Source organism: Streptomyces sp. NPDC059828, from assembly GCF_042731955.1.
Classification (GTDB): domain Bacteria; phylum Actinomycetota; class Actinomycetes; order Streptomycetales; family Streptomycetaceae; genus Streptomyces.
This window is the reverse complement of sequence record NZ_JBHWIW010000007.1, coordinates 137517-151150: the sequence shown is the minus strand read 5'-3', so window position 1 is coordinate 151150 and position 13634 is coordinate 137517. Positions and strand designations below refer to the sequence as shown.

Below are 13634 nucleotides of genomic sequence, written 5' to 3'. Positions count from 1 at the left end.
AAGGGGTTTGACGCCCCGTCGGGCATCGTTGACACGTCCAGACCGCGCTGATAGATCTCGCTTCACCAGTGGGTGTCCACAAGATCCACGCGCCTTCTCCGAGCGAGCAACGATCGCGAGGTCAACGTCTCATGGTCACCAACGCCCCCGTACCCAGCGCACACCGACAGCCGTTCGTCCGTGTGCTCCTCGCCTCCGCCCTCGTCGCCGCGTCCGCCGCGGTCGCCGCGCCACCACCCGTACAGGCCGCCGACGGCAGCGGGGACGATGGGCGAAACGGCGGAAAGTACGTCCTCACCGTCGCCGTTTCGCAGAGCGTGGACTCGCTCAGCCCGTTCCTGGCTCAGCGGCTCATCTCCACCAGCCTGCACCGGCTGATGTACGAGTATCTGACGAACTACGACGTCAAGGACGCTCGCCCGATCCCCGGATTCGCCACGGAGTGGACGGCATCCCCGGACAAGCTCACGTGGACGTACAAGATCCGCAAGAACTCCGTGTGGTCCGACGGCAGACCCGCCACTGCCATGGACGCCGCGTGGACGTTCAACAGGATGCTGTCGGACGAGAACGCGGCCACCGCGAACGGCAGCTTCACCGCCAACTTCAAGAAGGTCACGGCCCCGGATCCGGAGACGCTGGTCATAGAGCTGAAGAAGCCGCAGGCCACCATGGCGGCGCTCGACGTCCCGATCGTGCCCAAGCACATCTGGGAGAAGGTCGGGGACTTCTCGAAGTTCAACAACGACAAGCAGTTCCCGGTCGTGGGCAACGGCCCGTACATCCTGACCGACTTCAAGGTGGACCAGTACGTCAAGCTGAAGCCCAACCCGGGCTTCTGGCGCGGCGTACCGGTGTTCGACGAGCTGGTGTTCAAGTACTACAAGGACGGGGACGCCGCCGTCGCCGCGCTGCGCAAGGGCGAGGTGTCGTTCGTCTCCGGGCTGACGCCTGCTCAGGCAGCCTCGCTGGGCTCCGCCGGGAACATCAAGGTCAATGACGCTCCCGGCCGGCGCTTCTTCGCCCTGGCGACCAACCCCGGGGCGCGGTCCCAGGACGGCGGCAGATTCGGCAGCGGCCATCCCGCGCTGCTCGATCCGGCCGTGCGCAAGGCCCTCTTCCACGCCGTCGACCGCAAGACCATCGTCGACAAGGTCTTCCAGGGCCATGCGGTGGAGGGTGAGGGCTACATCCCGCCCCGCTTCACCTCGTACTTCTGGAAACCCTCCCCCGGCCGGCGGATCGACTACGACCCCGCCGAGGCGGCACGGCTGCTCGACCGGGCCGGCTACCGCAGGAACAGCAGCGGCAAGCGCGTCGGCGAGGACGGCAGGGCGCTCGACTTCCGGCTCCTGTGCCACGCCACGGACCCGAACGACAAGGCGATCGGCAAATACCTCCAGGAGTGGTGGGGCGAACTCGGCATCACCCTGAAGGTGGACTGCCTCGACAACGTCTCCGACCCCTGGGTCAAAGGTGACTACGATCTGGCGTTCGACGGGTGGTCGGTGAACCCGGACCCGGACTTCGTGCTCTCCATCCACACCTGCTCCGCGCTGCCCGCCACGCCGAAGGACACGGGTGCCACGGACAACTTCATCTGCGACAAGACGTACGACGAGCTCTACGAGCAGCAGGCCGCGGAGTACGACCCCGCCAGGCGCGCCGAGCTGGTCAGGCAAATGCAGGCCCGGCTGTACGACATCGGGTACATGAATGTCATGGCGTATCCGAACGCCGTCGAGGCGTATCGCACCGACCAGATCAAGTCCATCACGACCATGCCGGAGAACGGCGGCAACATCTACGGCCAGGACGGCTACTGGAGCTGGTGGTCCGCCAAGCCGGCCGCGGCCGCGGCACACGGCGGTTCCGGGGCCGCTGCGTCCCGGACGCCGCTCACCATCGGCATCGCCATGGCCGCCGTCGTGGTCATCGCCGTCGCCGTGCTCACCGCCTGGCGGCGGCGAGCCACCGCGGACGACCGTGAATAGCCGATGAGCGGCGTCGCAGGCACCACGGCCACGAGTGCCGCCCCCGCGGCGGGCGCGTCCAAGCCGCCGCGCTCCCGTGCCGTGCGGGTCACAGACGCGGGTTCCTATGTGCGGTACGTGGCGGGCAGGCTGGGCGGTGCGGCGGTGTCGCTGTTCGCCGTGCTTGTCACCGGCTTCTTCCTCTTCCGGATCATCCCCGGCGACCCGGTCAAGGCGATGACCCACGGGATGCCGACGACGGCGGAGCAGCTGGCGACCCTGCGTCGGCAGTTCGGGCTCGACCTTCCCCTGTGGCGGCAGTTCACCGACTACTGCGCTGGGGCGCTGACCGGTGATCTCGGCACGTCGTACCAGTTCCACGCGCCCGTGAGCGAGCTGATCGCGCAGAAGCTCCCGGCGACGCTGCTGCTCACGGGTGTCGCGGTGGTCGTCTACTCGGCACTCGGGCTGTGGCTGGGCACCCGCGCGGCCTGGCGGCACGGCGGGCTCGGGGACCGGGTCCACACGGGGGTGGCACTGGCCCTGTGGTCGGTGCCGTCGTTCTGGCTGGGACTGCTGCTGATCATCGTGTTCGCCGTGGGGGCCGGTCCGGTGCCGGGGCTGTTCCCGACCGGCGGTATGGAGTCCGGCGGCGAGACCGGCCTCGCCCATGCCCTCGACGTGGCCCATCACATGGTGCTGCCGGTGCTGACGCTGGTGGCGGTGGGATACGCGCAGACGCTGCTGGTGATGCGTTCCTCGCTGCTCGACGAGATGGGCGGCGACTATCTGACGACGGCCCGTGCGAAGGGGTTGCGGGACGACGACGTACGGCGCCGGCACGCCGTGCCGAACGCCCTGCTGCCGACCGTGACCATGGTGTTCATCAACCTCGGGCATGTGGCCGCCGGTTCGATCCTGGTGGAGACGGTGTTCTCGTGGCCGGGGCTCGGCGGGCTGTTCTACCAGGCGCTGAGCGTGCCCGACCTACCGCTCGTCCAGGGGCTGTTCATGGTGTTCGCAGGGGCGATGATCCTGATGAATCTGCTCGCCGATCTGGTGTATCCGCTGCTCGATCCGAGGGTGGGCCGATGAGCGGGTCACTCGTATGGACGCGCCGCAGGGAATCGGTGGCCCGCTTCTGGCGTCAGTACCGCGTGCACCGGGCAGGGGTGGCGGGCCTGGCCGGGCTCGCACTCCTCGTCGCGGTCGCGCTGGCCGCGCCGCTGCTCGTCGGCGACGGAGTGCAGAACGTGACGGACGCGCCCGGCAGCGCGCTGGAGTCGCCGAGCGCCGCTTTCCCCCTCGGCACCGACCAGTTCGGACGCTCGCTGCTGGGGCTGCTGGTCTGGGGGGCGCGCATCTCGCTCACGGTCGGGCTGCTGGCCGCCGCGCTGTCGGTGGCCATCGGTACGCTCGTCGGGGTGGTTGCCGGGCACTACGGCGGCTGGCTGTCCACGGTCGTCATGCGGATCACCGACTGGTTCCTGGTGATGCCGACGCTGGTGCTGGCCATCGTGCTCGCGACGGTGCTGTCGCGCAGCGTCTGGACCGTGGTCCTGGCGATCGGCGTCACCTCCTGGCCCACCACGGCGCGGCTGGTGCGGGCGCAGACGATCGCGGTGGAGTCACGCCCGTACATCGAGCGGGCGACCGCGCTCGGCGGCGGCCACGGGCACATCATGGCCCGCCATGTGATTCCGAACGTGATGCCGCTGGTGCTGGCGCAGACGACGCTCGGTATCTCCAGCGCGATCCTGACCGAGGCGACACTCGCCTTCCTGGGGCTGGGCGATCCGGCGGTGGTGTCCTGGGGCGGCATGCTCCAGGACGCGCGGGAAGCGGGCGCGGTGTCGTCCGGGCACTGGTGGTACCTGGCGCCGCCCGGGCTCGCGATCGCCCTGGTCGCGTTGGCGTTCACGCTGTGCGGGCGGGCCGTCGAGTCCGTGCTCAACCCGAAGCTGGGGGTGGCCCGATGACCACACAGCCGATGCCGTCGGCGCTGCCGGAGCAGCCGGAGCAGCCCTCGCGGAGCCTTCTGGAGGTCAGGGGCCTCCATGTGACGTACGGCTCCGGGGCGTCAGCCGTCCCAGCCGTACGGGGTGTGGATCTGGCCGTCCCCGCGGGCGGCAAGCTCGGTGTCGCGGGCGAGTCCGGCTGCGGCAAGTCGACGCTGGCGCTTGCCCTGCTGCGGCTGCTCCCGGCCTCGGCCCGGGTGTCGGGCGAGATCCTGCTGGACGGCGAGGACGTGCTCACGATGCGGTGGGGGCGGCTGCGCGCGGTGCGCTGGGCGGGCGCTTCGATCGTCTTCCAGGGCGCGATGCACTCGCTCAACGCGGTGCACCGGATCGGCGAGCAGATCGCGGAGCCACTGCTGGTGCACGGGAGGTCCACCACGGGTGCGGCGCGGAATCAGGCCGGCGCCCTGCTGGAGCAGGTGGGGCTGCCGGCGTCCCGCGCGCAGGCGTATCCGCACGAGCTCTCGGGCGGCCAGCGGCAGCGGGTGATGATCGCGATGGCGCTCGCCTGCGAGCCTCGGCTGATCGTCGCCGACGAACCGACCACGGCGCTGGACGTCATGATCCAGGCCCAGATCCTGCGTCTGATCGAGGAACTGGTCGCCTCGCAGGACATCGGACTGCTGATGATCAGCCACGACTTGGCGGTGCTGGCGGACACCTGTGACCGGCTCGCGGTGATGTACGCGGGGCGGGTGGTGGAGGAGGGGCCGGCGCGGGATGTGTATGACGCCGCCCATCACCCTTACGGGCGGGCGCTGGCGTCGGCGTTCCCCCGCATCGGTGACGCGGCCTCCCGTCGGGCGCCGAAAGGGCTGCCCGGCGATCCCCCGGATCCGTCGGCGCTACCTGGCGGCTGCGCGTTCCATCCGCGCTGCCCGGTGGCCCTGGAGGTGTGCGCGCACGAGGACATGGTGCTGCGGGACACGGGGTCGGGGCGGCGAGTCGCGTGCGTACGGGCCGGGACGGAGGCGGGCGCATGAACACGAATCCCCTGGTGTCGGCCGCCGGACTGGGGGTGGCGTTCCCGGCACGCCACGGAACAGCCTCCGTACGGGCGGTCGACGGGGTGGACCTGGACATCGGCACCGGGGAGATCGTCGCGCTCGTCGGCGAGTCCGGCTGCGGAAAGACCTCGCTGGCGCGCGCACTGCTGGGCCTCGTCGAGCCGACGGCCGGGCGGGTGATGTTCGAGGGGGCGCCGCTGCATTACGGCGCCCGGTCGCTGAAGGCGTACCGCAAGCGGGTCCAGCTGGTGCTCCAGGACCCGAGCGGCTCCCTGAACCCGCGGCACACCGTGTACGAGGCGGTGGCCGAGGGGCTGAGGATCCATCGCGTTCCGGGCGACGAGCGGGAGGCCGTGGCCGAGGCCCTCGCGCGGGCGGGCCTCAGACCGCCTGAGCGCTTCTTCCTGCGCTACCCGCACGAGCTGTCGGGCGGCCAGCGCCAGCGCGTCGTGATCGCCGGCGCGCTCGTACTGCGTCCGGAGCTGATCGTGGCGGACGAGCCCGTGGCCTCGCTGGACGCCTCCGTGCGCGGAGAGATCCTCGCGCTGCTGCTGCGGCTACGGGACGAGCTGGGCCTTTCGGCACTGGTGGTGACCCACGATCTGGGCCTGGCCTGGAACATCGCCGACCGGGTCGCCGTGATGTACCTGGGCCGGATCGTGGAGGCGGGCCCGGTCGAGGACGTACTGACGGCACCCCGCCATCCGTACACACAGGCTCTGCTCTCGGTCCTCCCCGAGTCCGCGGACCCTCCGGTCGTCCTGACCGGCGAGCCCCCCGACCCGGCCCGCATCCCTCCGGGCTGCCGCTTCCACGCCCGCTGCCCGGTGCTGGCCTCCGGCGAGGCGGAGGCGTCGGGCGTCGCCACCCGCTGCCACACGGAGGACCTGGCGGTGCTACGGGGCGCGGGCGTGGCCTGTCATTTCGCGCACAGCGGCGCGGAGTAGGTTCCGGGCGGGTCCCCCGGCAGCCGGTGCGGTGAGCCGGAGGGTTCGGCCTCACACGCCGGACGGCTCATGCTCCGCGGGCTTGCCCGGCACCGTGAAGTCGCCGTCCGGTCACCGCACTAGGCCGCAGCCGTCAGCTCCCGTGAACGCTTGACGTCCGCCGCGATCGCGTCCAGCAGCGCCTCGATCGACGCGAACCTCTCCTGGCCCCGCACATAGGCGAGGAAGTCCACCGCCACGTGCAGCCCGTACAGATCGAGGCCGACGCGGTCGATCGCGTATGCCTCGACGGTCCGCTCGGTGCCGTCGAACTGGGGGTTCGTGCCGACGGAGATCGCCGCCGGCATGCGCTCGCCGTTCGCGGTGAGCCAGCCCGCGTAGACGCCGTCCGCGGGGATGGCGGTGTGCGGAAGGGTCTCGACGTTCGCCGTCGGGTAGCCGAGTTCCCGGCCGCGCTGGGCGCCGCGGACGACGATTCCCTCGACGCGGTGCGGGCGGCCCAGGATCTCCGCGGCGCCCTGGACGTCGCCTTCGGCGACCAGTCGCCGGGTGAGGGTGGAGGAGAAGGGCTCGCCGCCGCCCGCCGCTCCGCTCACGAACAGGTCGACCACCTCGACCTCGTAGTCGTAGGTGGTCCCCAGCTCGGACAGGAAGGCGACGTTACCGGCCGCCTTGTGGCCGAAGCGGAAGTTGGGGCCCTCGATCACGGCGCGCGCGTGCAGCTTGTCGACGAGGACCTTCACGATGAAGTCGGCGGGCGAGAGCTGGGAGAACTCGGCGGTGAAGGGGAGGATGAGGACCGCGTCGACCCCGAGTTCCGCCATCAGCTCCGCGCGCCGGTGGTGCGGGGCGAGCAGGGGCGGGTGGCTGCCCGGGCGGACGACCTCGCTCGGGTGGGGGTCGAAGGTCACGACGACCGTTCGCACGCCGAGCTCACGGGCACGCTGCACGGCCCGCCCGATGATCAGCTGGTGACCGCGGTGTACCCCGTCGTAGGAGCCGATGGTGACGACGCTGCGTCCCCAGTCCTGGGGGATGTCCTCCAAGCCACGCCAGCGCTGCACTGTGACCGCTCCTCGCCCGAACTTGTGTACGTGTTTGCCGATTGCGCAGCTCTAAGACTGCCATGCCCGCGGTCGCGGGTCGGCATCGGCACCTGGCTGAAGGCCGTCGTGGGGCGGACCTGCCCGCCCCACGGCGCCTCAGCCGAAGACCGCGAGGCTCTTCGCCTTGCCCTGCTGCTGCTCGACCAGGGCGAGGAACCGGTCCTCAGGGCCGAAGACCGCCACCGGACCCGTCGTGTCGTAGTCCGGCATCTCCAGCCGAACGCCGTTGACCAGCAGCCGGGCCCGCTTCTCGTCCACGTCCCAGCGGGGGAACGCCGCCGCCGCTGCCTGGCTGATCGGCATGACCGTCAGTTCCTCCTGGAGCTGGTCCAGGGTCTTCGCCGCGTCCAGCTTGTACGGGCCGACGCGGGTGCGGCGCAGCGCCGTCAGATGGCCGCCCACGCCGAGCCCGGCGCCCAGGTCACGGGCGAGAGCCCGGATGTACGTACCGGAGGAGCAGACGACGGAGACGACCAGGTCGACGACGGGGGTCCCGTCGTCGGCCACGGCCTCGCGGACGTCGTACACCGTGAACTGGGAGACGGTCACCGGACGGGCCGGGATGTCGAACTCCTCGCCGCCGCGTACCCGTGCGTAGGACCGCTTGCCGTCGATCTTGATGGCGCTGACCTTGGACGGGACCTGCATGATGTCGCCGCTCAGTGCGGCGACGCCTGCGTCGATGCCCTCCCGGGTCACCTGGGAGGCGTCCGTGGACGCGGTGATCTCGCCTTCGGCGTCGTCCGTGACGGTGGTCTGGCCCAGCCGGATGGTGCCGAGGTACTCCTTCTCGGTCAGTGCGAGGTGTCCCAGGAGCTTGGTGGCCTTCTCGACACCGAGGACAAGCACCCCGGTGGCCATCGGGTCGAGGGTGCCGGCGTGCCCGACCCGGCGGGTGCGGGCGATGCCGCGCATCTTGGCGACGACGTCGTGCGAAGTGAAGCCCGACGGCTTGTCGACGATGACAAGTCCGTCGGGCGCGGTGCTGTGCCGGCTCATTCGGAGGCTTCGTCCTCGTCCTCCGGCTTGCGGTACGGGTCCGCGTCGCCTGCGTAGTTCTTGCCCGTGGAGGCCTCGCGGACCTCCGCGTCCATGGCGCGCGCCCGGTCGAGCAGATCGTCGATCGTGCGCGCGGTGTCGGGGAGGGCGTCCGGCACGAAGGTCAGGCTCGGCGTGTAGCGGACCCCGGTCTGCTTGCCGACCTCCGAGCGGAGGACGCCCTTGGCGGACTCCAGCGCCGCGGCGGACGCGGCTCGCTCCTCGTCGTCCCCGTAGACCGTGTAGAAGACCGTGGCCTCCCGCAGGTCGCCGGTGACCCGGGCGTCCGTGATCGTGACAAAGCCCAGCCGCGGATCCTTGATTCGCCGGTCCAGGGTCTCCGCGACCACGACCTGGATGCGATCGGCCAGCTTGCGGGCCCGCGCGTTGTCGGCCACCGGTCCTTCTCCTCTTCCTGCTTGCTTTCAATCATCGTCGCCGTGCAGCCGTCGTCGTACCGACAGCAGCTCGACCTCGGGCCGGGCGGCGACCAGTCGCTCGCACCGGTCCAGTACGTCGCTGATGTGCCCCGGGTCGCCCGAGACCACCGCGAGGCCGATCTCGGCCCTGCGATGGAGGTTCTGCCCACCCACCTCAGCCGCACTCACCGCGTATTTGCGCTGGAGTTCGGCCACGATCGGGCGGACGACGGAGCGTTTCTCCTTCAACGAACGAACGTCGCCGAGGAGCAGATCGAAGGACAGCGTCCCCACGTACATGCATGTCCGGATGTCCCGCCGGTACGGGTTCGGAAAGTGCCCTGCCCGCTCTTGGCAGGGACATCAAGAACCGTACACGCAACGGCCGGGGCCGATCGACGGGATTATGTCCCGCCGACCGGCCCCGAACCGGCTGTCCTGCGTCAGCCGCGCTGTCAGCCGCGAGGCTTCTCGCGCATCTCGTACGTCGCGATGACGTCGTCGACCTTGATGTCGTTGAAGTTTCCGAGGTTGATACCACCCTCGTAGCCTTCGCGGATCTCGGTGACGTCGTCCTTGAAGCGACGCAGACCCTCGATGTTGAGGTTCTCCGCGATGACCTTGCCATCGCGGACGAGGCGCGCCTTGGTGTTGCGCTTGACCTCGCCGGAACGGATGAGGACACCCGCGATGTTGCCCAGCTTGGACGAGCGGAAGACCTCGCGGATCTCCGCCGTACCCAGCTCGACCTCTTCGTACTCCGGCTTGAGCATGCCCTTGAGGGCCGCCTCGATCTCCTCGATCGCCTGGTAGATGACCGAGTAGTAGCGGACGTCCACACCCTCGCGCTCGGCCATCTGCGTGGCACGCCCGGCGGCGCGCACGTTGAAGCCGATCACGATGGCGTCGGAGCCGGTCGCCAGGTCGATGTCCGACTCGGTGACCGCACCGACACCGCGGTGCAGCACGCGGATGTCGACCTCTTCGCCGACGTCCAGCTGGAGCAGCGAGGACTCGAGGGCCTCGACCGAACCGGACGCGTCGCCCTTGATGATGAGGTTGAGCTGCTGGACCTCGCCCGCCTTGAGCACCTTGTCGAGGTCCTCGAGGGACACCCGGCGGGTGCGCTTGGCGAACGCGGCGTTGCGCTCACGGGCGGCACGCTTCTCGGCGATCTGGCGGGCCGTACGGTCCTCGTCGACAACCAGGAAGTTGTCGCCGGCGCCCGGGACGTTGGTGAGACCCAGGACCAGGACCGGAGTCGACGGAGTGGCCTCCTCGACGTTGTTGCCCTTGTCGTCGAGCATCGCGCGGACACGACCGTACGCGTCGCCGACGACCATGGTGTCGCCGATGCGCAGGGTGCCTCGCTGGACGAGGACGGTCGAGACGGCACCGCGGCCGCGGTCGAGGTGGGACTCGATCGCGATGCCCTGCGCGTCCTGCTCCGGGTTGGCGCGGAGGTCCAGGGCGGCGTCCGCCGTCAGGACCACGGCCTCCAGCAGGTTCTCGATGTTCAGACCCTGCTTGGCGGAGATGTCGACGAACATGGTGTCGCCGCCGTACTCCTCGGCCACCAGGCCGTACTCGGTCAGCTGACCGCGCACCTTCGTCGGGTCCGCGCCCTCGACGTCGATCTTGTTGACCGCGACGACGATCGGGACATCCGCGGCCTTGGCGTGGTTGAGCGCCTCGACCGTCTGCGGCATGACACCGTCGTTGGCCGCGACCACGAGGATCGCGATGTCGGTGGACTTGGCACCACGGGCACGCATGGCGGTGAACGCCTCGTGACCCGGGGTGTCGATGAAGGTGATGCGACGCTCTTCGTCGTTGACCTCGGTGGAGACCTGGTACGCACCGATGTGCTGGGTGATACCGCCGGCCTCGCCCGCGACGACGTTGGTCTTGCGGATCGCGTCCAGCAGCCTGGTCTTACCGTGGTCGACGTGACCCATGACGGTCACCACCGGCGGACGCGCGACCAGGAACTCCTCGCCGCCCTCGTCCTCGCCGAACTCGATGTCGAAGGACTCGAGAAGCTCGCGGTCCTCCTCCTCCGGGCTGACGATCTGAACCGTGTAGTTCATCTCGCCGGCAAGGAGGTGCAGCGTCTCGTCGGAGACGGACTGCGTCGCCGTGACCATCTCGCCGAGGTTCATCATCACGGCGACGAGCGACGCCGGGTTGGCGTTGATCTTCTCCGCGAAGTCGGTGAGGGAGGCACCGCGCGACAGACGGACAGTCTCGCCGCCGCCACGGGGCAGCATCACGCCGCCGACCGACGGGGCCTGCATGGCCTCGTACTCCTGACGCCTCTGCCGCTTCGACTTACGGCCACGACGTGCCGGACCGCCAGGACGGCCGAAGGCGCCCTGCGTGCCACCACGCCCGCCCGGACCACCCGGACGTCCACCGAAGCCGGGACGGCCACCGCCGCCACCGCCGAAGCCGCCACCGCCGCCACCGCCGGGACGCGGGCCGCCGAAGCCGCCACCGCCGCCGCCACCGGGACGACCGCCGCCACCGGGACCGGCCGGACGGCCGGCGAAACCGCCGCCACCGGGACGACCGGCGCCGCCGGGACGACCACCGCCGCCGCCGGGACCACGACCGCCGCCGCCACCACCGGGACCGGGGCGCGGGCCGGCAGCGGGACGCTGCGGCATCATGCCCGGGTTCGGGCGGTTACCACCGGGGCCACCAGGACCCGCGGGACGCGGCGCCTGGGGACGGGGCATACCGCCCGGAGTGGGTCGGGCGCCGCCGGGACCCGCCTGCGGACGGGGACCGCCCTGGCCGGAAGCCTGCGGACGCGGGCCACCGGGGCCACCCTGAGCACCGGGACGCGGGGCGCCGCCCGGACGGGGCGCCTGCGGGCGCGCCATACCGGTGGAGCCACCAGAGGTGAAGGGGTTGTTACCCGGACGCGGGCCCGCGGGGCGGGCACCGGGACGCGGGGCCTGACGCTCGCCACCGGGGCGCGGAGCACCGGGACGGGCACCGCCCTGGGCACCCTGACCCGGACGGCTGCCCGGACGCGGGCCGGGAGCGGCACCGGGCCGGGGACCGGCAGCCGGAGCGGCCGGAGGCGCGGTGAACTCAGGCGTGGCCGGGGCGGCCGGAGCCGGCTTCGGCGCGGCCGGGGGCTTGGGGCCGGGGGTCGGCCGCGGGCCCGGCGCCGGGGCGGCGGCGGGAACGCTCTTGGAAGCCTCGGCGGCGACCGGCTTGGGGGCCGGGGCGCCGGGCTTGGGGGCAGCGGGACGCGCCGCCTGCGCCGGGGTCGGCGCGGGGGCGCCGCCTGCGCGGCCTTCCGCCTCGGGGGCGGGCTTCGCAGGGGTCGCCTTGCGCGGTGCTGCGGGCTTTCCGGCAGCGCGCTTCGCGGGGGAAGCCCCGGAGCCCTGCTGGAAAGCGTCAGTCAATTTACGTACAACCGGTGCCTCGATCGTCGAGGACGCCGAACGGACGAATTCACCGAGTTCTTGGAGCTTGGCCATGACGACCTTGCTCTCTACGCCGAACTCCTTGGCGAGTTCGTATACCCGGACCTTAGCCACTTCGCTCCTTTTAGGTCCGGGTTACCGCCGGACCGTTGCTACTTCATGGGCGTACTCATCGCGTACTCATCGAGTGCTCATCGCAATCTCGACCTACTTCCAACTCGCGAGGTACCTGACCGCATGGGGATCCGTGCGGTACTTCTTCTTACGGTGCTGCCTGTGCCGCTGTCCTCTCGACAGCCTGGCGTACGTCCGAGGTTTCGAGCGGCCCCTGGGCTTTGAGGGCCCTCGGGAACGCCCGGCGGCGGACCGCCAGGTCGAGACAGACCGAGGCGGGGTGCACATACGCACCCCGGCCGGGCAGCGTACCGCGATGATCGGGGACGCAAGCACCCTCGACCGCCACGATGCGCAGCAGATCGCTCTTGGCCGCTCGCTCCCGGCACCCCACACAGGTGCGCTCAGGGCATGCTCGGGCTTGCGTCCGGCCAGACACGTCTAAGTCTACCTCCCCGTACCGACCTCACCCCTTTGAGGTAAGAGTCGAACAGTTGATGGCTCAAAACTCGCTGCGCTTCACCGTGCGTCAACGACTACGCACCGTGAGATATTCCGCTTGGATCAGCTCTGCTCAGGCTCGGGCGACGGCTGCTCCGTATCCGGACGGATGTCGATACGCCAACCGGTGAGACGCGCGGCGAGGCGGGCGTTCTGGCCCTCCTTGCCGATCGCCAGTGACAGCTGGTAATCGGGCACCGTCACCCGTGCGGAGCGGGCGCCGAGGTCCACGATCTCGACCTTGGAGACCCGGGCCGGAGACAGTGCGTTGGCCACCATCTCGCCGGGATCGTCCGACCAGTCAACGATATCGATCTTCTCGCCGTGCAGCTCGGCCATGACGTTGCGCACGCGGCCACCCATCGGACCGATGCAGGCGCCCTTGGCGTTGAGCCCGCTACGGGTGGACCGTACGGCGATCTTGGTGCGGTGCCCCGCCTCGCGGGCGATGGCGGCGATCTCGACCGAACCGTCGGCGATCTCGGGCACCTCCAGGGCGAAGAGCTTCTTCACCAGATTGGGGTGGGTCCTCGAGAGGGTGACGGACGGACCGCGCACGCCCTTGGCCACCCGCACGACGTACGTGCGCAGACGCAGGCCGTGGGTGTACTCCTCGCCCGGGACCTGCTCCTGCACCGGCAGGATGGCCTCCAGCTTGTCGTCCAGCCGGACGAGCACGTTCTTGGGGTCCTTGCCCTGCTGCACCTGGCCGGCGACGACATCGCCCTCACGGCGGGCGTACTCGCCGAAGGTCACGTCGTTCTCCGCGTCCCGCAGCCGCTGCTGGATGACCTGACGGGCCGTCGAGGCGGCGATCCGGCCGAAGTCGTGCGGGGTGTCGTCGAACTCGCGGGGCTCCTGGCCCTCGTCGAGCTCGGACGGGTCCTCCTTCGCCCACACGGTCACATGCCCGTTGTCACGGTTGAGCACGACGCGGGCGTGGCGGCGGCTGTCCGGGGTGCGGTGATAGGCGATGAGGAGGGCGGACTCGATCGCCTCGACCAGCAGGTCGAACGCGATCTCCTTCTCCTGTGCCAAGCCCTTCAGGAGCTTCACGTCGATGTCCAC

The 13634-nt window shown here is 70.4% G+C and carries 12 protein-coding genes; 5 read left to right on the top strand and 7 right to left on the bottom strand.

Annotation, left to right across the window (positions count from 1 at the left end; genetic code table 11):
- Nucleotides 1-131: 131 nt before the first annotated feature.
- Genes ACFV6V_RS06875 through ACFV6V_RS06855 form a run of 5 tightly spaced genes read left to right on the top strand, consistent with a single transcriptional unit; the run spans nucleotide 132 to nucleotide 5945 of the window.
- Nucleotides 132-1994: an ABC transporter substrate-binding protein gene (locus ACFV6V_RS06875; RefSeq protein ID WP_385560134.1), complete on the top strand. Its 1863-nt coding sequence runs from the start codon at nucleotides 132-134 to the stop codon at nucleotides 1992-1994.
- Between the two features lie 3 nt (nucleotides 1995-1997).
- The gene (locus tag ACFV6V_RS06870) at nucleotides 1998-3068 is read left to right on the top strand and encodes an ABC transporter permease (RefSeq protein ID WP_385560131.1); all 1071 of its coding nucleotides are present in this window, start codon (nucleotides 1998-2000) and stop codon (nucleotides 3066-3068) included.
- Nucleotides 3065-3952 (top strand): ABC transporter permease, encoded by an 888-nt coding sequence (locus ACFV6V_RS06865; protein WP_385560128.1) that lies wholly within the window; start codon nucleotides 3065-3067, stop codon nucleotides 3950-3952. Before ACFV6V_RS06870 ends, ACFV6V_RS06865 begins: the two co-directional genes overlap by 4 nt.
- Nucleotides 3949-4974 (top strand): ABC transporter ATP-binding protein, encoded by a 1026-nt coding sequence (locus ACFV6V_RS06860; RefSeq protein ID WP_385560126.1) that lies wholly within the window; start codon nucleotides 3949-3951, stop codon nucleotides 4972-4974. The genes ACFV6V_RS06865 and ACFV6V_RS06860 overlap by 4 nt, the downstream gene beginning before the upstream one ends.
- Nucleotides 4971-5945, top strand: coding sequence for an oligopeptide/dipeptide ABC transporter ATP-binding protein (locus ACFV6V_RS06855; RefSeq protein ID WP_385560123.1), 975 nt, complete (start codon nucleotides 4971-4973; stop codon nucleotides 5943-5945). The genes ACFV6V_RS06860 and ACFV6V_RS06855 overlap by 4 nt, the downstream gene beginning before the upstream one ends.
- 119 nt (nucleotides 5946-6064) lie before the next feature.
- On the opposite strand, the gene ACFV6V_RS06850 is transcribed toward ACFV6V_RS06855, so the two are convergent.
- The 7 genes from ACFV6V_RS06850 to nusA form a co-directional block, all read right to left on the bottom strand.
- Nucleotides 6065-7009 carry a bifunctional riboflavin kinase/FAD synthetase gene (locus ACFV6V_RS06850; protein WP_385560120.1) on the bottom strand — a complete coding sequence of 315 codons (945 nt, stop codon included), beginning with the start codon at nucleotides 7007-7009 and terminating at the stop codon, nucleotides 6065-6067.
- A 138-nt stretch (nucleotides 7010-7147) separates the two neighbouring features.
- Nucleotides 7148-8050 (bottom strand): tRNA pseudouridine(55) synthase TruB, encoded by a 903-nt coding sequence (gene truB / locus ACFV6V_RS06845; RefSeq protein ID WP_385560117.1) that lies wholly within the window; start codon nucleotides 8048-8050, stop codon nucleotides 7148-7150.
- Nucleotides 8047-8487, bottom strand: coding sequence for a 30S ribosome-binding factor RbfA (gene rbfA / locus ACFV6V_RS06840; protein WP_385560114.1), 441 nt, complete (start codon nucleotides 8485-8487; stop codon nucleotides 8047-8049). Before rbfA ends, truB begins: the two co-directional genes overlap by 4 nt.
- A gap of 27 nt (nucleotides 8488-8514) precedes the next feature.
- Nucleotides 8515-8808 (bottom strand): DUF503 domain-containing protein, encoded by a 294-nt coding sequence (locus ACFV6V_RS06835; protein ID WP_385560111.1) that lies wholly within the window; start codon nucleotides 8806-8808, stop codon nucleotides 8515-8517.
- 155 nt (nucleotides 8809-8963) lie between these two features.
- The gene (gene infB / locus ACFV6V_RS06830; protein ID WP_385560108.1) at nucleotides 8964-12065 is read right to left on the bottom strand and encodes a translation initiation factor IF-2; all 3102 of its coding nucleotides are present in this window, start codon (nucleotides 12063-12065) and stop codon (nucleotides 8964-8966) included.
- A 148-nt stretch (nucleotides 12066-12213) separates the two neighbouring features.
- A complete protein-coding gene (locus ACFV6V_RS06825; protein WP_385560105.1) occupies nucleotides 12214-12504 on the bottom strand; it encodes a YlxR family protein in 291 nt (96 codons plus the stop codon).
- A gap of 125 nt (nucleotides 12505-12629) precedes the next feature.
- A complete protein-coding gene (gene nusA / locus ACFV6V_RS06820; RefSeq protein WP_361288851.1) occupies nucleotides 12630-13634 on the bottom strand; it encodes a transcription termination factor NusA in 1005 nt (334 codons plus the stop codon).